The organism is Leadbetterella sp. DM7 (genome assembly GCF_040829825.2).
Taxonomy (GTDB): domain Bacteria; phylum Bacteroidota; class Bacteroidia; order Cytophagales; family Spirosomataceae; genus Leadbetterella.
The window spans coordinates 67,549-86,189 of the sequence record NZ_JBFOLH020000012.1; the positions used below are offsets into that span (position 1 = coordinate 67,549).

At 50.3% G+C, this 18,641-nt stretch carries 16 protein-coding genes and 1 tRNA gene; 7 read left to right on the forward strand and 10 right to left on the reverse strand.

Going from position 1 to position 18,641, the window contains the following annotated elements:
* Positions 1–5: 5 nt before the first annotated feature.
* Positions 6–1,868, reverse strand: coding sequence for a CocE/NonD family hydrolase (locus tag AB2U10_RS13705; RefSeq protein WP_367915392.1), 1,863 nt, complete (start codon positions 1,866–1,868; stop codon positions 6–8).
* 144 nt (positions 1,869–2,012) lie between these two features.
* Here AB2U10_RS13705 and AB2U10_RS13710 point away from each other — a divergent pair, with 144 nt between their 5' ends.
* Complete coding sequence (locus AB2U10_RS13710) at positions 2,013–3,260, forward strand: cation:proton antiporter (RefSeq protein ID WP_367915391.1); 1,248 nt, start codon at positions 2,013–2,015, stop codon at positions 3,258–3,260.
* Between the two features lie 109 nt (positions 3,261–3,369).
* On the opposite strand, the gene AB2U10_RS13715 is transcribed toward AB2U10_RS13710, so the two are convergent.
* The 3 genes from AB2U10_RS13715 to AB2U10_RS13725 form a co-directional block, all read right to left on the reverse strand.
* A complete protein-coding gene (locus AB2U10_RS13715) occupies positions 3,370–4,254 on the reverse strand; it encodes an SDR family oxidoreductase (RefSeq protein WP_367915390.1) in 885 nt (294 codons plus the stop codon).
* An 81-nt stretch (positions 4,255–4,335) separates the two neighbouring features.
* Entirely contained in the window at positions 4,336–5,391 is a 1,056-nt protein-coding gene (locus AB2U10_RS13720) for a sugar phosphate isomerase/epimerase family protein (RefSeq protein ID WP_367915389.1), read from the reverse strand.
* 152 nt (positions 5,392–5,543) lie between these two features.
* Positions 5,544–6,689 carry a Gfo/Idh/MocA family protein gene (locus AB2U10_RS13725; protein WP_367915388.1) on the reverse strand — a complete coding sequence of 382 codons (1,146 nt, stop codon included), beginning with the start codon at positions 6,687–6,689 and terminating at the stop codon, positions 5,544–5,546.
* Positions 6,690–6,817: 128 nt separating this feature from the next.
* Between AB2U10_RS13725 and AB2U10_RS13730 the strand changes: the two genes are divergently transcribed.
* Genes AB2U10_RS13730 through lptC form a run of 3 tightly spaced genes read left to right on the forward strand, consistent with a single transcriptional unit; the run spans position 6,818 to position 9,381 of the window.
* A complete protein-coding gene (locus AB2U10_RS13730) occupies positions 6,818–7,540 on the forward strand; it encodes a type III pantothenate kinase (protein WP_367915387.1) in 723 nt (240 codons plus the stop codon).
* On the forward strand, positions 7,524–8,816 hold the full coding sequence (gene bamG, locus AB2U10_RS13735; RefSeq protein WP_367915386.1) for a BamG family beta-barrel-assembly machinery protein: 1,293 nt from the start codon (positions 7,524–7,526) through the stop codon (positions 8,814–8,816). The genes AB2U10_RS13730 and bamG overlap by 17 nt, the downstream gene beginning before the upstream one ends.
* 4 nt (positions 8,817–8,820) lie before the next feature.
* On the forward strand, positions 8,821–9,381 hold the full coding sequence (gene lptC / locus AB2U10_RS13740) for an LPS export ABC transporter periplasmic protein LptC (RefSeq protein ID WP_367915385.1): 561 nt from the start codon (positions 8,821–8,823) through the stop codon (positions 9,379–9,381).
* A gap of 49 nt (positions 9,382–9,430) precedes the next feature.
* Here lptC and AB2U10_RS13745 read toward each other — a convergent pair whose 3' ends face one another.
* The 5 genes from AB2U10_RS13745 to tilS form a co-directional block, all read right to left on the reverse strand.
* On the reverse strand, positions 9,431–9,814 hold the full coding sequence (locus AB2U10_RS13745; protein WP_367915384.1) for a c-type cytochrome: 384 nt from the start codon (positions 9,812–9,814) through the stop codon (positions 9,431–9,433).
* On the reverse strand, positions 9,789–10,403 hold the full coding sequence (locus AB2U10_RS13750; RefSeq protein ID WP_367915383.1) for an SCO family protein: 615 nt from the start codon (positions 10,401–10,403) through the stop codon (positions 9,789–9,791). Before AB2U10_RS13750 ends, AB2U10_RS13745 begins: the two co-directional genes overlap by 26 nt.
* Positions 10,400–10,807: a hypothetical protein gene (locus tag AB2U10_RS13755; protein ID WP_367915382.1), complete on the reverse strand. Its 408-nt coding sequence runs from the start codon at positions 10,805–10,807 to the stop codon at positions 10,400–10,402. The genes AB2U10_RS13750 and AB2U10_RS13755 overlap by 4 nt, the downstream gene beginning before the upstream one ends.
* A 17-nt stretch (positions 10,808–10,824) precedes the next feature.
* Positions 10,825–12,477, reverse strand: coding sequence for a DNA repair protein RecN (gene recN / locus AB2U10_RS13760; protein ID WP_367915381.1), 1,653 nt, complete (start codon positions 12,475–12,477; stop codon positions 10,825–10,827).
* A gap of 94 nt (positions 12,478–12,571) precedes the next feature.
* On the reverse strand, positions 12,572–13,894 hold the full coding sequence (gene tilS / locus AB2U10_RS13765; protein WP_367915380.1) for a tRNA lysidine(34) synthetase TilS: 1,323 nt from the start codon (positions 13,892–13,894) through the stop codon (positions 12,572–12,574).
* 54 nt (positions 13,895–13,948) lie between these two features.
* Between tilS and AB2U10_RS13770 the strand changes: the two genes are divergently transcribed.
* The gene (locus tag AB2U10_RS13770; protein WP_367915379.1) at positions 13,949–15,625 is read left to right on the forward strand and encodes an OstA-like protein; all 1,677 of its coding nucleotides are present in this window, start codon (positions 13,949–13,951) and stop codon (positions 15,623–15,625) included.
* Between the two features lie 100 nt (positions 15,626–15,725).
* Here the strand turns inward: AB2U10_RS13770 and pdxH are convergent, their stop codons facing one another.
* Complete coding sequence (gene pdxH, locus AB2U10_RS13775) at positions 15,726–16,370, reverse strand: pyridoxamine 5'-phosphate oxidase (RefSeq protein ID WP_367915378.1); 645 nt, start codon at positions 16,368–16,370, stop codon at positions 15,726–15,728.
* 65 nt (positions 16,371–16,435) lie between these two features.
* Between pdxH and AB2U10_RS13780 the strand changes: the two genes are divergently transcribed.
* Both AB2U10_RS13780 and AB2U10_RS13785 read left to right on the forward strand, forming a co-directional pair.
* Positions 16,436–18,379 carry a DUF349 domain-containing protein gene (locus tag AB2U10_RS13780; protein ID WP_367915377.1) on the forward strand — a complete coding sequence of 648 codons (1,944 nt, stop codon included), beginning with the start codon at positions 16,436–16,438 and terminating at the stop codon, positions 18,377–18,379.
* Positions 18,380–18,510: 131 nt separating this feature from the next.
* Positions 18,511–18,583, forward strand: a tRNA-Thr gene (locus AB2U10_RS13785).
* The last annotated feature ends 58 nt before the right edge of the window (positions 18,584–18,641 follow it).

Here is an 18,641-nt window from a genome sequence, read left to right on the forward strand (position 1 = left end):
TTGTTTTATTTAATCACATCTACTTCAATAACCGAATCATTAAATACTTTATGCAGTGCTTTTACAAAGTCGCTTTCGTCTGCTTTGTAGATATTGTCCACGTATTTCTGCGGATTGCGGTCAAAGAGCGGAAACCAGGTGCTTTGTACCTGGATCTGGATCCGGTGCCCTTTCCGGAAGGTATGGTAAACGTCCTGCAAGGCAAAATTCACGTCTGTTTTTGCGTTGGGTACAAAGGGTTCGGGCTTTTCAAAGCTGTTCCTGAACCGGCCCCGCATGATCTCGCTTCTGACCATCTGGTGGTAATTGCTCAGGGTAATGTTTTTATAGGGCATATAAGCGTTATCGGGCTCATCCGGCGGGTATACATCGATCAGCTTTACAACCCAGTCGGCGTCTGACTGGCTGGTGCTGACTTTCAGTTTTGCCAGGATCTCTCCTCCGAGTGTGATATCTTTGTCGAGCACGTCGGTTTCAAACACCAGCACATCCGGCCGGCGGGCAGCAAAACGCTGGTCTTCCGACATGTAATTCCGGGCCGTAAAGCCCATGGTGGTGGTGAGGTCTTCGGTATAGGGAACGGGCTTCATCGGGTCGCTCACAAATTCGGAGCTGCCGGCCGCAGCCGGGGATGAGGTGCTGAGCTTCCCGTTTTCGGCCAGGTAAAACTTCAGCTTTTCCGCTTCTTTCGGCGGCCATTGGGCAAATTCGCCCCATTTTTTGGCCCCGGTATCAAACATATAGGCCTCGGGTAGTCCCGTTTTCCCGTCGCCTGCTTCTTTCAGGAAATGCCGGAAGAATTTTGCTTCTATGTTTTTCTGGTAAAACGTGGCGATGCTGTCGCCGAAATAAACGCTGGTATGCATGGTATGGCCTCTTTCTCTCGACCACCCGCCGTGGTCAAAGGGCCCCATAACAATGCTGTTGTATTTTTTACCGGGATTTTGCCGGCGGATGCTTTTATAGGTATTCAGCGGCCCGTAAAGGTCTTCCGCGTCAAACCAGCCTCCTACTACCATTACCGCCGGGGTAATGTTTTTCAGATGGGGCAGGATATTCCGCTTCTGCCAGAATTCATCGTAGTTGGGGTGGTTGACGATTTCCTGCCAGTAGAAATTGTCTTTGTAGTATTTCTGCATGTTTTTCAAAGGACCCAGCTCCATGTGAAACTGGTAGCCGTCGCGGGTATATTTAGGAATCAGCTGATCGTCGTACCACGAGGAGGGTGTAGGGCCGTCATGCTGCTTTCCGAAAACAGGAAATGTGAACAGGTAGGCCTGGGTAAGCGCGCCGTTATGGTGAAAATCGTCAAAGAAAAAATCAGAGATAGGCGCCTGGGGCGAAGAGGCTTTCAAAGCCGGGTGCGCATCAATGGTGCCCGCGGTAGTATAGAAGCCGGGGTACGACCCGCCCCACTGGCCCACGCGCCCGTTGTTGAAAGGAACATTTTTGATGAGCCATTCAATGGTGTCGTAGGTGTCAGAGCTTTCATCCGGTGCTATTCCCGGGCCGTTCCCGGGATGATTAGGCGTCATATTGGTCCAGGTGCCTTCTGACATCCACCTTCCGCGCACATCCTGGTAAACAAAGATATACTTTTCGTGCATCATGAGCTCAGAAGGGCCCAGGCGCGCCGGGTATTCATCTGCTTTGTAGGGGGCCACGCTGTAGCAGGTGCGCTGCATCAGCATAGGATAGGGGTGATCGGCTGAAGCGTCTTTAGGGATATATACATGGGTAAAAAGCCGGGTGCCGTCCTGCATGGGAATGCGGTAGGCATGCTTGGTATAATTTTCTTTGATCCATTCCGAGGGGTTTTGCGCCCATAAGCCCAGGGGCAGCAGCAGGAGAAAGAAGAACTTTTTCATGACAAGGTTGTTTGATGACCAAATGTATTGCTTTTTGCCGAAAAAAGGAAGAAAATACACCTTTAACCGGGGAAGAAGCATCGTGCAAAAAACAGTTTTTTTGTATTTTTGCGCTTTAGCCGTTTAAATCCTCTGAAATAAGCTATGGAATTATACTACTCCTTTTCGATCCTGATTGTTCTGGCCTCTTTTTTTGCCTACCTGAACCTGCGCTTTCTACGGCTGCCACCGGCAATCGGCATTATGGTGATTGCCATGGTCTCTTCTGTTCTCCTGGTTACTTTCGGTAAGTTTTTTCCCGGAATGCTGACCGGCTTTTCCCGGCTGCTGACCGGGGTTGATTTTACAGAAGTGCTTATGGGAGCCATGCTGAACTTCCTGCTTTTTGCGGGTGCCGTTCATATCAATATAGCTGATCTCCGGGAGCAGAAGCTGCCCGTTATGCTGTTTTCTACCGTAAGTGTGATCATTTCCACTTTTGCCGTAGGGCTGATCCTGTATTATGTGCTTCCGGTGCTGGGATTTGAGATACCCTTGCTGTATTGCCTGCTGTTCGGGGCGCTGATCTCACCCACCGACCCGGTAGCCGTACTCAGCATACTGAAGGAAGCCAAAGTGCCGAAATCGCTGGAAACGAAGGTGGCGGGAGAGTCTCTTTTTAATGACGGGGTAGCGGTAGTGGTATTTGCCGTGATCCTTCAGCTGGCTTCCGGCGATTCTTTTGATATTACTTTCGGAAATATTTCCTGGCTGCTGCTGAAAGAGGCCGGCGGAGGCTTCCTGCTGGGTATATTGCTGGGCTTTACGGCCTCCAAAGCCATTAAAAGTGTAAACGATTATATTGTTTCGGTGCTGATCACGCTGTCTGTAGTGATGGGCGGCTACCTGATTGCCCATGCCATGCACATTTCGGGCCCACTGACCATGGTGGCTGCCGGGATCATCATTGGCAATTACGGTAAGCGTACGGCCATGTCAGAGGAGACCAAAGATTATCTGAATAAATTCTGGGAGCTGATTGATGAGATCATGAATGCGGTTCTTTTCCTGTTTATTGGCTTTGAATTATTGCTGATCCCGAATATCCTCGATTACTGGGTAGTGGGAGCCGTAGCCATTGTGGTGGTGCTGGCCTCGCGCTTCCTTTCTATCTGGGTGCCTACTTTCCTGATCCGGTTTAAGCAGCGATTTTCACCCGGTACTATCAAGGTGCTGGTTTGGGGCGGACTGCGCGGCGGTGTTTCCATTGCGCTGGCTTTATCGGCCGGAGAAAGCGAGTACCGCAACTTCCTGATCGCCATTACCTATTTTGTTGTTGTATTCTCTATCGTGGTTCAGGGCCTTACCGTGGGTAAGGTGGCCGGGAGAGCGCTGGCGGAGGAGAACAGTTAACAACTAATAACTAACAGTTAACAACTAACAGTTAAAAGTTAAAAGTGAAAAGTTGCGGTACATTAGTCTATAATGAAAGCATGTTCCGCAACTGTTCACTATTCATTGTTCACTGTTCATTGTTCACTTTCCTGATATAGTCCGCAAGCGTGGTTTCGGGGCGGCCCAGCTCCTCCCACGTGCCTCCGGCTTCAAATTTTTCAGGATAATTGTTCAGTGCATCGATAATCCGTGCGCCGTAATTCAGCTTTTTGCTGAAATTTCCTAAAAAATACAGGAGTCCCAGGGGCATTTTCAGGGTGCTTAACCTGGCAGATGTATAGTTTTCGGCATAAATTTTTGCTGCCTGGTCAGCCGTATACGCCTCAGGTCCCTGAATCACGTATTCCCGGTTGCCCTTGTCCTGCTGAAAAGCGTTAGCCACCTGCCTGCCGTAGTCATCTCCCGAAATAAAAAACATAGGATGAACCGACCTGCCGGCAAGAAGTATAGCATTGCCCTGTACATAAGCCCCTTTGTCAAAGTTCTCCATAAAGGTGGATGGATAAAAAATGGAGTAGGGATGCCCGCTGCTTTTAATTTTTGCAATAGCTTCCTGCTTGATCTGAAATACCCACCAGTCAAAACCATTCAGTCCCTGGTAAAACTGAACCAGCGAAGACAAATACCCGATTCGCATCGGGGGGAAGCTCCGGGCTGCTTCAAGAAGATTTTCCAGGCCGTCTCTTTCCGGTTGAAAATCGGTTTTCCTGCTGTTCTGCTCAACCGATAAGCTCAGGTAAAGGGCGTCCTGTCCGTTAATCAGCTCTTTTATACTGCTGATATCTTCCAGGTCGCCTTTTATTATACGCACACCGGGACCAAAGATTTTTTGTGCCTTTTTCACGTTACGGGCCAGCACACTTACTTCAAATCCTGCCCGGAGAAATTGCTTTGTAACCGGCTGCCCCAGCATGCCCGTAGCACCGATGACAGCCACTTTTTTTATAGCCATTGAAAGTAAGTTAAAAGTGAAAAGCTAAAAGTTAAAAGTTAGGGAACATTTGTTTTTCACTTTTCACTTTTCGTTTTTCACTTATTCAAGTCCCAGCACCTGTTTATTAACACTTTCATCCGTGCCGGTAGCCGCAAAGTCATCAAACGCGCGGGTAACTACTTCAATGATGTGGCTTTCAATGAAGGGAGCGCCTTCGCGGGCACCCTGCTCTGACGACTTGATGCAGCACTCCCATTCCAGCACAGCCCAGCCGTCGTACCCGTATTGGCTCAGCTTGGAGAAGATAGTACCGAAATCCACCTGTCCGTCGCCCAGTGAGCGGAAGCGCCCCGCACGGTCGGCCCAGCCGGCAAAGCCGCTGTAAACGCCCTGCTTGCCGTTAGGGTTGAACTCGGCATCTTTTACGTGGAAGGCCCTGATCCGCTCGTGATAGAAATCAATGAACTGTACGTAGTCAAGCGCCTGAAGCACAAAATGGCTGGGATCGTAATTGATGTTTGCCCTGGGGTGGTTGTCTACATTTTCAAGGAAGCGCTCAAATGTGGTTCCGTCAAAGAGGTCCTCACCGGGGTGCAGCTCGAAACAATAATCCACGCCGTTTTCGTCATATACATCAAGAATGGGCTTCCAGCGTTTTCCCAGCTCCCGGAAGGCTGTCTCGATCAGTCCGGCGGGCCGTTGAGGCCAGGGATACAGGAAAGGCCAGGCCAAAGCTCCGGAAAAGCCCACATGTGAAGTGAGCCCGAGGTTACGGGAGGCCACCGCTGCCAGCTTAACCTGCTCTATGGCCCATTCACGCCGTGCGGGCTCGTTGCCGTGCACTTCTTTCGGCGAAAAAGCATCAAACAAGGGGTTGTAAACAGGATGGGACGCCACCAGCTGTCCCTGCAGGTGGGTCGACAGCTCGGTGATCTCCAGGCCTTTTTCGGCCAGACGGCCTTTTATTTCATCGGCATAGGTTTTTGACTCTGCCGCTTTTTTCACATCAAAAATATTCGGGTCATTGGTCGGGATCTGCAAACCCTTGTAGCCCATTGACGCCATGTGATCTGCTATGCCGTCAAGGGTGTTGAACGGCGGCGTATCGCCTAAGAACTGGGCGAGGAATATACCGGGACCTTTTATTGTTTTCATCGTTTTCTTTATAGGAAATTTGGTTGGATGATTAAGAAAACTAAAAGTGAAAAACTAAAAGTGAAAAGTTAGGGTATATTTATATTCACTTATATAAATACATAACTAATGTACCTTAACTTTTAGTTTTTCACTTTTCACTTTATCACTAACTAGACTTTTGTCCATTTTTCGCTTCTGCTGCTCTCCAATATGCTTTCGGCGATCAGCAGTTCGCGGTAGCCGTCGGCAAAGGTAGGGAACTTCGGTTCAGCCGGCTGCTTTCCGGCTTCAACGGCTTCGTAAACTTCTTTGAACATCTGCTTGGAGGTGTCGCCGAAGCCTTCGTTGTGCCCGCCCGGGTACGTGATCAGCGATCTTACGCCGGCATGCACCAGCGAGGGGTCACGCATGAGCAGCTCATTGGCTGAATTTCTTTTTCCGATCCAGACCTCATTCGGTGCTTCCGAATTGAAGGCAAGGGTACAGTTCGACCCGGAGATTTCCAGCTTCAGCTGGTTTTTCCGGCCGGCCGATACCTGTGAAACAGTCACCGAGCCTTTGTTGCCGTTATCAAAGCGGAGCAGGATAGTGGCATGGTCTTCGGTATTGATTTCCACATCGGCGTAATCTTCCGGCGTCAGCATTTTGCCTGAATAGGTTTCTACTGGTTTAAGCGGCTTTTTCCGGATTTTGTGAATGATATTAAAGTCGGCAAATACTTCTGTGATCTTCAGTCCTGACGTATATTCGATCATGTCGATCAGGTGCGATCCGATGTCGGCCACGGCACGGGTATCGCCTGATTTATCGGGCTCAAGCCGCCAGCTGTAATCGGTATTGTAAAACAGCCAGTCCTGCAGGTAGGAACCGAGAACGCTGTAAATTTCGCCCAGCTCGCCCAGCTCACGCATGGTTTTGATCTGCCTGACCAGCGGGTAATATCTCAGGTTAAAATGAACGGCGTTGACCAGTCCTTTTTGGGCGGCCAGGTCTACCAGCTCTTTTGCTTCATGAACGTCAGTGGCCAGGGGTTTTTCACAGATCACGTGCTTACCCGCCTCCAGAACGGCTTTGGCCTGCCTGAAATGGAGAAAGTTAGGGGTACAGATATGCACCGACTGAATGTCTTCCATGGCCAGGAGCTGGTCAAATGTACAGGGTCTTTCAATACCCAGCTGGTTTGCCTTTGCCGTGGCCAGTTCGAGGTTTACTTCACATAATGCCACCACATCAACATTAGGCAGCCTTCTCAATGCTTCAATGTGTGCAGGTCCTATAAAGCCCGTGCCTACCACACCTACTTTGATTTTAGACATATTTTTTTAAGGTTTAATTTCCTACGTTTAGTGGGCACAAGATAGGAAATTTTATCGGAACAAAACCGGCCCCGGATAGAAAAGACGTGCGGCATATCCGTATTTTTGTTTTTAAAAGGAATTGTGATTTGAAATACCTGGCTATTGATATAGGAAACACCGCCGTAAAAACGGGATTCTTTGAAGAAACGCAACTGGTAAGCGTTAAAAAATCCGGGTCGGTTCCGGAAGTGCTGGCCGGGCTGGGCGATTATGCCGGGGTGCCGGTCATCGTGGCTTCGGTGGTGCATACCGAAGAAGAGCTGAAGCAGCTTTTTGCCGGCTTTGCCCGGAAGGTCATTCTCTCGCCGCAAACCCCTGTTCCCCTGCAAAATGCGTACGGAAGCAGGGAAACTCTCGGGTATGACCGGCTTGCGGCAGCCGTAGGCGCCAACGGCCGTTTCCCGGGGCGCAACTGCCTGATCGTGGATATCGGCACGGCCGTGAAATACGATTTCGTATCGGCCGGAAATGCGTTCGTGGGCGGAGTCATATCGCCCGGAAGAAAAATGAGATTTCAGGCTTTACATACTTTTACGAAAAAACTTCCGTTAGTAGATGCAACGGAGATTCCCGCGTTGGTAGGGACCCATACCGAAGCCTGCATACAAAGCGGGGTGATGAACGGCATGGTGGCTGAGCTGAACGGGATGATCGGGAGTTACCAGGAATCTTATAATCCGGTGGTTTTATTGTGTGGTGGTGATGCACTATACTTTGAAACTCAAATAAAATATCCGACCTTTGCAGCTCCAAATCTGGTTTTGGAAGGTTTAATACGAATACTACTTTACAATGTCGCCGAAGTTTAGACACTATTCTCTTTTATTTTTATTGGTAGCTCATCATTTGTCTTTCGGCCAGGGCCAGGGACGAAGTCCATACTCGGCGATCGGTTTTGGCGAGGTGAACAATGAAACCACTACCGTACAGGACATGATGGGCGGAACGGGAGTGTCGTTCGGTAACACATTTTATATCAACGGACTGAACCCGGCCCTGGTGGGCAAAGACCGCATTGTGAACGGCATGAAATATGTGGCCTTCAATGTGGGCGGAAGCGGGTATTTCAGGAACCTGGAGCAGAACGGCACGCTGGGGCAGGACTTCGGCCTGAACCTGTCGAACCTTTCCATGGCCTTCCCGATCGTAAGACGCTGGACCGTAGGAATCAATTTCAAACCCTACAGCGTAGCCGACAATGAAAATTTTATCCGTAAATCTTTTTCGGGTTCTTCTGCCGTCAGCAGCTACGACTTTGCCGATTACGGCGGTTTGTCGAAAGCAGGGCTTACCAACTCATTTCACCTGGCCAAAGGACTGTATGCCGGGGTAGAAGCACAATACTATTTCGGGAATGTGGTCAGAGATACCACCAGCCTGTTTATCACCAGCACACAACAATACAACCGGTATACAGGGCGCAGTAACCTGAAAGGGGCTTCACTGAAAGGCGGAATAGCCTACCAGCAGAAGCTGACCAAAAAATGGAAAGGCAATATCGGTGCCACCTACCAGCTGGGAAACAACCTGAAAGGAGAATACCTGAATATTCACCAGATACTGGTGGAAGGAAGTAACGGCATTACCCCGACAGGCCTGCCCGATACCCTTGCCCTGCAGAATTTCAGCGCCAGCATACCGGCCGCATACCGTGTAGGCGTAAGCCTCGAAAAAACCTACAAGTGGATCTTTGCCGCTGAATACGGCTTCACCGATTGGGAAGGCATCAGCCGGCCGTTTGATGCCCGTGCGGCACAGACGCTCCGGAACAGCAAAGAAATGAATTTTGGCGTGGAGTGGATCCCGAATGTGAACTCCAGCGCTTATTTTAACCAGGTATTTTACCGTGCCGGGTTTAAATCGGTTACTACTCCCTATTACCTGAACGGGATACAGATCAAAGACAACAGCGTGTCGTTCGGGATGTCGATGCCGTTAGGCAAAGGCGGCAGCTACCTCGACTGGGCACTGGCCATAGGAAACCGGGGAACGCTGGCCAATAACCTGGTGAAAGAAAATTATGCCCGGATATCTGTGAGCTTCTCCCTGATGAGAGACTGGTTCTACAGACCAAGAATTCAATAAAAAGATGCGGCGGTTCCTGGTATTGCTCTCCCTGATTGTATTTTCCTGCGAGGAGAAAGAGAATGATCTGAAAGGAAAAATAGACTATTTGGGGCCCATTCTCGAAGCCGAAGATATCAACGTGGTTCACAGCGACTCCGGCTATACCCGGATAAAAATGTCTACGGCCAAACAGCTGAAATACGCCAGTGGAGAGGAGCTTTATCCCAAGCCGGTTTACATTACCTTTATTGACAAGAACGGGGTGGAATATTCCCGTTTACGGGGTGACTCGGCCCGGTACAGGAAAAGCGAGAACATTTACCAGATGCAGGGCAATGTATTGATCAACAATACCCGTGAAAACCAGTCGCTCGCTACAGACGAGCTCTTCTGGAATCCCAATACCCGCAAGATATACTCTGAAAAAAAGGTGGTGATCAAAACCCCCAAAGAAAATTTTACCGCCTTGGGTGGCATGGATGCCGAACAGGATTTCTCCAGGTATACCCTCCGCAAGTCGAGAGGCACAGTGGTGGTGGATTCGATACGGACGATGGTAAGCACGGACAGTGTTAAGAGATAAAAGTGAAAAGTTAAAAGTTAAGGAAAAGAAGACGAATCTACCTTAACTTTTAGTTTTTAACTTTTATCTTTTCACTTTCCCCGCATGCAATCTTCGCCACCTCCTCCGTCTCCGTCATCTTCTTCTCCCCCCAGCGTTCATTCAGGTACGTAATGATCTGGGCAATGTCAATGGCATAGAGGTCGTTGTTGGCGGGCATGTTGATGGTTTTTCCGGTGGTGCCGTTCTGAATCAGGCAGACCAGGTAGGCCGTTTCACCCAGCTTTGCCGATTGATCAAGAGCAGGGTAGAGGTTCCGGAGGCCTTCCCCGTTCCGGCCGTGGCAGTTGGCGCAATGCCGCGTATACAGGGCTTCTCCGGCTATGACGTATTGCTCGTATTTGATCTGCTGCTCTGATTTACAGGATTTAAGGGGTATGCAAAAGCCGGTCAATATCAGCCATAAGCTTATCCACTTCTTTTTCTTTTGTACCGTCATAAATAGCTCTGATGTGTCTGTCCTTGTCAATGAGTACAAATGCTCCGCTATGAACAAAACCGCCCTCATCTGCCGCCGTAGAATCTTCAAGGGCAGAGGTCAGGTAGCTGTTCTGGGCAAGCTTATACACATCGGTCTGCGTACCGGTCAGGAACTGCCACCGGGGAGAGTTCACCCCCAGCTTTTCCTTGTATTGCTTAAGCACTTCCGGCGTGTCGTACCGCGGATTGATGGAGTGCGACAGGATCATCAGCGAGTCGTTATCTTTATATTTCTCAAATATCCGCAGCATCTGGCCTTTCATAATAGGACATATGGTAGGACAGGTCGAAAAGAAGAAATCGGCTACATATATCTTCCCGGCTACATCTTCCTGGGTTACGGTGTCGCCGTCCTGGTTAACAAAGCTGAAATCAGGTATACGGTGGTATACCGTATCGCCGGTGTCGCTTATCTCGTGCGGTCCCAGGTAGGGAAGCTCCTTCTGCTGCGTGCTACAGGCCAGCAGGAAGATCCCGAAGATAAAAAGGGCTGCTTTTTTCATTGGAACTCGGCCGTTAATTTTTTCGCCTCGCTGATGGAAGAATCGGTTTCTGCTTTCAGGCGTATGATTTCTTCGTGCAACCTTTTATAGGTTTCCAGCTTCTGGTCTTCTGCTTCCGTATTGATGGCGTTTCCGAATTCCACCATCCATTCGTTCATTTGCTCTTCGGCTTTCTGCAGACGGGTGGAAATGTCGAGAGCCGTATTTTTCTTATCCTCAGGCGCATTCTCAACGGCTTTGATCATATTTTCCCGGATAGAAGGAATGGCCATGGATTTCGGCATTACTTCATCGTGCCCCTTCACGAGCTCCTCGTACAGCTGGTCCATCTCAGCTGAAGAACGGTTGTTGCAGGACAACGTAAAAACAAGGAAAACCGGAAGGAAAGACTTTAAAAATTTCATAGGTTTCATATTTAATGCTATAAATTTAACAATTCCCGGGCACTATTCATTGCACTGGGTGACGGATTTTGCCCGCCAATCATCACCGCTATTTCGTTAATTCGTTCGTCTTCAGTAAGTTTCTTCATCCGACTGACGGTTTTTTCTTCGGCATCATCTTTATATACATAGAAATGGCTGGTGCCTTTACCGGCAATCTGCGGAAGGTGGGTGATGGCCAGCACCTGCAATGAACGGGCCATATCGCGGAGCAGGTTGCCCACTTTAACGGCTACTTCACCCGATATGCCGGTATCTATTTCATCAAAGATGATGGTAGGAAGCTGCGTTTTCTGGGCCAGGATATATTTCAAAGCCAGCATCACCCGCGAGAATTCCCCGCCGGAGGCCACTTCTTTCAACGGCTTGGGTGCACCGCCTTTGTTGGCCGAAAACCGGAATGTCACGGCATCTGCCCCGTCGGCTGCCAGCGGTTTGTCCTGCAGCCCGATTTCAAAAACGGCATTCGGAATGCCCAGGTCGGTCAATAGTGCAGTGATCTCGTTCTGTAAGCGCAGGCTGTGGCTTTTACGGCTTTCCGATAGCTTTTGGGCTGCTTCTGTTGCCGCTTCTTCTGCGGCTTTCCGCTCGTTTTCGAGCTTTTCAATCTCTTCCGAGAGATTCAGAACGGTGTCAACTTTTAGGGCGAGCTCGTTTTTCAGCTCAATCAGCCCGGCTGTGGTATCCACCTGGTGCTTTTTCTGCAGCTTATAGAGGTTGCTGAGGGTATCCTGCACCACTTCCAGGCGGGTGTCGTCGGTTTCCACCCGGGTGTTTTCTACTTCCAGCTCCTGGGAGATATCCTGCAGCTCGATCAGCGAGCTGTTGAGCCGGTCGCGCAGCTGGCTGTACCTTTCTGACAGCTCAGCAATAGCGCTGAGGGCCTGAACACCGTCTTTCAGGAGCTGCAGGGCCGGCATTTCCGGGTAATTCAGGCTTTCATAGGCGGCAGACAGCCTGCGTTTGATCTCTTCGGCATTCTCCAGCACCTGCAACTCTTCTTCTAGGGCGGCCTGGTCTGTTTTTTCCGGGGCCAGGGCATTGAGCTCTCCCAGGAGGAAAGAGTTGTAGTCGAACTCTTTCCGGAGCAGGTCAGCCCGGCTGATAAGCTCATGACAGGCTTTCTCTATTTTCCGGAAGGCGGAATAGCGTTCTGAAAATTCGCGGTACAGGGCCTGGTTCCGGGCATACAGATCCAGCAGGTCCAGTTGAAACGTAGAAGAAGCCAGGAGCAGCGTATCGTGCTGGGAGTGGATATCCATAAGCCGGTCTCCCAGCTCTTTGAGCACGTCGAGGGTAACGGGCTGGTCGTTGACAAAGGCCCGCGACTTCCCGGTGGGGGCCACTTCCCGGCGAATGAGGGTGGTGGTATCGTAATCGATGTCTTTTTCTTCAAAAAACTTTTCCAGTGCCCGGCCCGAGAGGTCAAAAGTACCCTCCACCACGCATTTTTCATCGGCACTGAACAGGGCCTTTACATCGGCCCGGTTGCCCATGAGCAGGCCCAGGGCACCCAGCATGATCGACTTTCCTGCGCCTGTTTCACCGGTAATGATGTTCAGGCCCGGATCGGGACTGATCTCCAGCTCTTTGATCAGGGCGTAGTTTTTGATGGTCAGATTTTTCAGCATCCGTAAAAGTAAAATACAAAAATAGCGGATAAGCCCTAAAGCACAACAGCCCGGTGCTGCAAATTAGCGAATGCCTGAATTTAGGGAGATTTTTTCAACGGTTCCCTTCCTCCAGCTTCAGGTGCAGCACCTTCTTTGTGGAGGCCGTGATCCTGAACGGGTCTGCAATGCGGTGCCCGGCCAGCCAGAGAATTCCCGATGCATTTTCCACCACCCAATGGTCTTTCTTTTCCGACGCGCTCACCTTCCGGTCTTTCAGGTAATCAGAAACCAGCCTGCTGCCTTTCATGCCGAAAGGAACGAAGCGGTCGCCGTCTTTCCAGGGCCGGATCCGGAGCGGCCAGCTTACCTTGTCCGCATCCAGCCAGGCCGAAGAAGGGTCGGAGTAATCGGGAGGCGCCGTATCGCAGAACCTGACGGAGAGGAGCCGGTTTCCTGTCCGGAAAACCCCTTCTCCCGGAATTTCCGTTTCCGTACCTCTGCTCTCTTCCCGGCCGGTCAGCAGCCAGTAATTCCTTTCCCGGATCAGCCGGTGGGTGGGAGAGAGGATCTTTTTACCGGTTTCCGACACTTTCAGCACCTGCAGGGCATCCTGCCGGTTAAACCCGTATTTTTTCAGGAACTCTTCCAGGATAAGCGCTATGCCCGGTGTGTGGCTCAGCGCTTCCAGGGGGATCTGTATTTCATCGCCCGTTTTCCGGTGGGTAGCTTCAAAATGTTCCAGGCTTTCCCCGAAAATAATGTCCAGGTCACGGAAACGCTCCAGGTTGACCTCAAAGGTATGTTCCAGGCCGGGGTTAATAACCTTTAACAGCGGGATGACCCGGTTACGGATGCGGTTACGGTGGTAGTGGTCTTCGCGGTTGGAGCGGTCTTCGCGCCAGGCAATGCCGTGTTGCTCCAGGTAAGCCATGATCAGCTCCGGCGCAGCGCGAAGCAGGGGGCGGATGATCCGGCCCGTTCTGACCGGGATGCCCGTAAGCCCGCGCGGACCCGTACCTTTGGTAAAATTCATCAGCAGGGTTTCCAGGTTATCCTGCAGATGATGCGCCGTGGCAATGCGGTCCAGCTTTCGCTCTTCAGCCAGCTCTTCAAACCAGGCATACCGCAGCTCACGGGCGGCTATCTGGGTAGATAAGCCCTTTTCTTCGGCAAAAGCCCTGGTATCAAATGAACGGGTATGAAAGGGAATGGCTCTTTCCCGGCAGAAACGGGCCACCAGGTTCTCGTCTTCGTCAGACTCGTTTCCCCGCAGCCTGAAATTAACGTGCGCGGCTTCTACGGCATACCCTTCTTCCAGGAAAAGGTGAAGCAGGGCCATAGAATCTTTACCGCCGCTGACGGCCACCAGCACCCGGTGGGTCTTCAGGCAAAGACGGCAGGAAGAAACGGTGTTTCGGAAAACTTCACGCAGCATAAAGAATGGTACTATATATAGTAGTGAACACAAATTTAGCGTTATTTTTGCCTGATGAAAAGTGTGTTCCGATATTTCTGCGGGGTATGGCTGGCGGTAATGCCGGTTTGGGTCTTTGCCCAGAAACCGCTTAACCCACCCAAGCCTGCCGGTCCGCAGAGCATAGTTGAAGTGTTGAATTCCGACCTCCAGGAGGGGGTAAACCTGACCGATATGCAGGTGCAGACCTTCACTGGAAACGTGATCTTCCGGCACCAGGGCGTGCTGATGGGCACCGATAAAGCCATTCAGAATACCAGCACCAATGTAATGGAGGCATTCGGTAACATCAAAATCAACCAGGGCGATACCCTCACCATTGTAGGCGATACCCTGCATTATGAAGGCAATACACGCATAGCCACCATCTGGGGCAGGAGCGTGGTGCTACGGGATAAAAAAGTAACCCTGCGTACCCGGAAGATCATCTACAACATGGCCAGCGGCATGGCCTATTACCCTGTGCCCGGCGAGATCATGCAGGATTCCAGCCGGCTGACCAGCAATACCGGGTATTACAACACCAGCACCAAGTACTTCAACTACATCGGTGATGTGGAGGTCATGCACCCCGACTTTGTGGTGTGTACCGATTCAATGGACTACGATACCCATGCCAAAAAGGCCATTTTTAAGGCGTTTACCACTATCAGGGGAGAAAAAGGCAATTTAACTGCTGAACGCGGATGGTACAATATCCAGACCCGGGAGTCGTATTTCAGCGGCCGGTCAACGGTGGATAACGAAAAGTATATCCTGATGGGCGATACGCTTAACTACGACAGCCAAAGCGACTTTGGCTGGGCCCGGGGCAACGTGGTTTTTGTGTCAAAAACCGACAGCCTGATCACCGTGGGCGATGAGGGGATACGGGTAGGCAGCCAGGGCATCACCAAAATCAACGGCTCTACCATTACGCAGTATATTTCACGGAACGAAACGGCGCTGATAGCAGGAGATTCGCTGCGTATCGTTGAAAAGCCCCGGATCGCGGCAGATTCAGTAGGGATGCCAGCCGATACGGTGCGGCCTGCTCCGAAAAAAGAGCCCGGGCGTGAAGACGTGCAGTTTATCATTGTTACGGGAAAAGTGAAGGTCTACCGGACCGATATGCAGAGCATATCGGATTCGCTGATCTATAATGCCATAGATTCAACGGTAGGGTATTACAAAGAGCCCGTGCTGTGGCACAGGCGAAGCCAGCTGAAAGCCGATTCTATCGATGTTTTCATGAAGAATAACCGGATAAACAGGATGGAAATGACGCGAAACAGCTTTATTATTGAACAGGATAGCCTGCTTAATTTCAACCAGATCAAAGGGCGGAACATGAATGCCTACTTTACTGACAGCTCGCGCCTGGAGCAGATTCATATTTACGGAAATGCAGAATCCAAGTACTTTATCCTGGATGAAAAAAACAAAATAGTGGGGCTTGACCTGTCGCAATGCTCTTCCATGAAATTCATTTTTGCCAACGATGAGCTGGAAGACATTTACTTCTACGGCGATGTAGACTCCCGGCTGGTTCCTCCCGGCGAGATCACCCAGGCAGAATCGCGCTTTGAAGACTTCAACTACCGAATTGCCGAAAAACCGAGCCGCGAGAGTATAATGGGGCTGAAGCACGGGAAGCTGCTGGAAGGCGCTGCAGAAAGCTTTATGAAACAGGAGGAGGAAGTTAAAAACTAAAAGTGAAAAGTTAAAAGTGAAAAGTTGCGGAGCATTCTTTCATATGAAATACTAATGTACCGCAACTTTTAGTTTTTCACTTTTCACTTTTCACTTAAATTCACGGTGAGAGCCTCGAAATCCCCCACGCATTCCCTTCCCTCACATACAGCAGCCGGTCATGCAGCCGGTTAGGCCTGCCTTGCCAGAATTCAATGGATCCGGGTTCTAAAATATAGCCGCCCCAGTGTTCGGGCCGGGGAATAACGGGCAGGTCCCTGAACTTTTCCTCGTAAAATTTCTGCTGTTCCTCCAGTACCTGCTGCGACGCAATGGGCTGGCTCTGATGGCTTACCCAGGCGCCTATCTGGCTGCCCCGCGGGCGCGAGTGAAAATACTGGTCCGACTGCCCGGCGGTAAGCTTGTGCACCATGCCTTCTACCCGGATCTGCCGCTCCATGAAATCATAAAAAAAAGTCAGGGCGGCATAAGGGTTCTCCGCCAGCTGGATGCCTTTGCTGCTGTTATAATTCGTGTAAAACTCAAAACCTTCTGCCGTGGCGCCTTTGAGCAGCACCACACGGGCATGTGGCCGGTGGTTCTGAACGGTAGACAAAACCATGGCGTTGGGTTCGCGGATCCCCCCTTCAAGGGCCTCTGCAAACCAGGTATGGAAGAGATCAAAGGGAGAAGCCGGTGCATTCACCTCAGAGAGTTCGGATTTTTCATAATGTATCCGAAGATTTGAAATATCTTTGCCGTTCATGGAAAGGTGTTTGAATATTATTATTAATTTTGCTTTTTCACAAAAGTAATTATCAATTTCGATTAATGAGCGAGTCAAGTTTAGAACCGGGCAACATGGAAGGTAAAAATGACAAAGTTTCTGAAGTACCTGCGGAACAGTCCGCTTCTCCGACGCCGGATACGGCAGAGAAGCCTGTTGAAGGGAAAGGCACGTCTGCAGACCTTGAAGCTTTTGAAGAAATGGTGGAAGAATCCGAGTCTATGCTTGAATTTGACGAAGACTTTTCCAACTATTCGAAAAAAGACTTCGTTGACCTGGCCGACCGTTTGCTGGAAGCCATGAACGCACGGACCCTCTCGGTAGCCGATGTGAAAAACATTGATAACGCGCTGAAAGTGGTGCGCGGTGCTTTTGATGAAATTCACCAGCAGGAGAAGAATGAAGCCCTGGAAAGCTATATCGCCGAAAACGGATCGGACGAAGGCTTCGAGTTCCGGAACGATAATTACTCGATCCGCTTTGAAGGCATCATGATCCAGATCCGCGAAAAGCGGCAGGCCTTCTTCCAGAAGCTGGAAAGAGAGAAAGAAGATTACTTCGAAATAAAAACCAGGCTGCTGCAGCGGCTCCGCGAAATAGTGGATACCGAAGAACGCGGCGAATCGAAAAATAACTGGGAGGCCTTCAAAAGCCTGCAGACCGAGTGGAAAAACGCCGGGAATATCAACTCACCGCATAACGGCTCGCTGTGGTCGGCATATAATGCGCTGGTAGACCGGTATTTCGACATCCGGAGCATCCAGAATGAGCTGAAAGACCTTGACAGGAAGAAAAATATTGAGGCCAAAGAGGCTGTGGTGATCAAAATTGAAGAGGTGGCGCAGTCACTGGAAACCACGCCCATCAACAACGTAACCCTGAAGAAAGCCAATGAGCTGCTGCAGGAGTACAAGCACATCGGCCCGGGGCCCCGCGAGGAGCAGGATGCCCTCTGGGAGCGCCTGAAAAAGGCATTTGATGTGATTTACGACAAGAAACGGGAGCTGCAGAAAGAAAGCTCGGAGCTGTCGGAAGAAGTATTGAAAGCCAAAAGCCAGCTGCTGGCCAACCTGCAGACGTACCTTACCTTTAACAGCGACTCCATCAACGAATGGAATGCAAAAACAAAGGAAGTACAGGCCATCCAGGACCAGTGGAATGCCATAAAAGGCGGCATGCCGCGCGAGAAAGGAAAAGAAGTCAGCAAAAACTTCTGGAGCACGCTCAAGCAGTTCTTCAAGCACAAGAGCGAGTTTTTTGCCCGGCTGGAAGCCAAGCGCGAGGCCAACTACAAAGCCAAAAGCGAGTTGGTGCAGCAGGCAAAAGCCATTCTTGAAACGGGAGACTACTCGGCACCGCATACCAACAAGATCATTGATCTCCAGAAAAAATGGAAGACCATCGGGCATGTGCCTGAAAAGTATAAAGACAGCCTGTTTGAGGAATTTAAGTCGGTATGCGATACCTATTTTAACCACAAACGGGATGAAAGCAAGGCCCAGGATTCGGAATACGACAAGAACCTGGCAGCTAAAATCGCCATTTGCGAGGAAATTGACAAGCTGGTGGCCGGCGGCGAAACCAACCTGAACCGGCTTCCCGAATTCAAAAAGAGCTTTAATGCCATCGGCTTTGTACCCCGTAAGGACATGAAGTCGATCCAGGACCGGTTCATCAAAGCCATTAACTCGTATGTGAAATCAGCCAGCGGAATCGAGAAGTCGGAAAAAGACAAGCTGATGATGCAGAACGAGGCCGAAGTGGTGTTGAAGTCAGGTGGAAACCTGAACAAAACGGAAAGCGAGATCCGCAGGAAGATCAAGAGCCTGGAAGACGAAATTACGCTCACCAAAAATAACCTGGAGTTTTTCGGCTATTCAAAAAATGCGGATAAGCTCAGGGCTGAATACCAGAAGAAGATCGATAAGAGCGAAGCCGAGCTCAAAGAGCTGAATGCGAAGCTGCGGTTAATTGTGGCGGCTAACTAAGCTGTTCGGGCTGTGCTTCCTGCCGGAAGTCGCCGGGCCCGGAAGAACTCCGGATGTGTGTAAAAAAGTTTCTGAAAACACTTGCGTCATATTATCCGGGTGATTAATTTTGCACCACCAAAATAAGGAACGCCTCCTTAGCTCAGCTGGTAGAGCAACTGATTTGTAATCAGTAGGTCATTGGTTCGATCCCGATAGGGGGCTCAGAAAACTCTCAGAAATGAGAGTTTTTTTGTTTTACTGCGGGAAGAAACCCCAGGTT

Coding starts and splice junctions, on each gene's coding strand:
- AB2U10_RS13705 (WP_367915392.1), bottom strand. CDS start 1,868: ATGAAAAAGTTCTTCTTTCTCCTGCTGCTGCCCCTGGGCTTATGGGCG.
- AB2U10_RS13710 (WP_367915391.1), top strand. CDS start 2,013: ATGGAATTATACTACTCCTTTTCGATCCTGATTGTTCTGGCCTCTTTT.
- AB2U10_RS13715 (WP_367915390.1), bottom strand. CDS start 4,254: ATGGCTATAAAAAAAGTGGCTGTCATCGGTGCTACGGGCATGCTGGGG.
- AB2U10_RS13720 (WP_367915389.1), bottom strand. CDS start 5,391: ATGAAAACAATAAAAGGTCCCGGTATATTCCTCGCCCAGTTCTTAGGC.
- AB2U10_RS13725 (WP_367915388.1), bottom strand. CDS start 6,689: ATGTCTAAAATCAAAGTAGGTGTGGTAGGCACGGGCTTTATAGGACCT.
- bamG (WP_367915386.1), top strand. CDS start 7,524: ATGTCGCCGAAGTTTAGACACTATTCTCTTTTATTTTTATTGGTAGCT.
- lptC (WP_367915385.1), top strand. CDS start 8,821: ATGCGGCGGTTCCTGGTATTGCTCTCCCTGATTGTATTTTCCTGCGAG.
- AB2U10_RS13750 (WP_367915383.1), bottom strand. CDS start 10,403: ATGAAAAAAGCAGCCCTTTTTATCTTCGGGATCTTCCTGCTGGCCTGT.
- AB2U10_RS13755 (WP_367915382.1), bottom strand. CDS start 10,807: ATGAAATTTTTAAAGTCTTTCCTTCCGGTTTTCCTTGTTTTTACGTTG.
- recN (WP_367915381.1), bottom strand. CDS start 12,477: ATGCTGAAAAATCTGACCATCAAAAACTACGCCCTGATCAAAGAGCTG.
- tilS (WP_367915380.1), bottom strand. CDS start 13,894: ATGCTGCGTGAAGTTTTCCGAAACACCGTTTCTTCCTGCCGTCTTTGC.
- AB2U10_RS13770 (WP_367915379.1), top strand. CDS start 13,949: ATGAAAAGTGTGTTCCGATATTTCTGCGGGGTATGGCTGGCGGTAATG.
- pdxH (WP_367915378.1), bottom strand. CDS start 16,370: ATGAACGGCAAAGATATTTCAAATCTTCGGATACATTATGAAAAATCC.
- AB2U10_RS13780 (WP_367915377.1), top strand. CDS start 16,436: ATGAGCGAGTCAAGTTTAGAACCGGGCAACATGGAAGGTAAAAATGAC.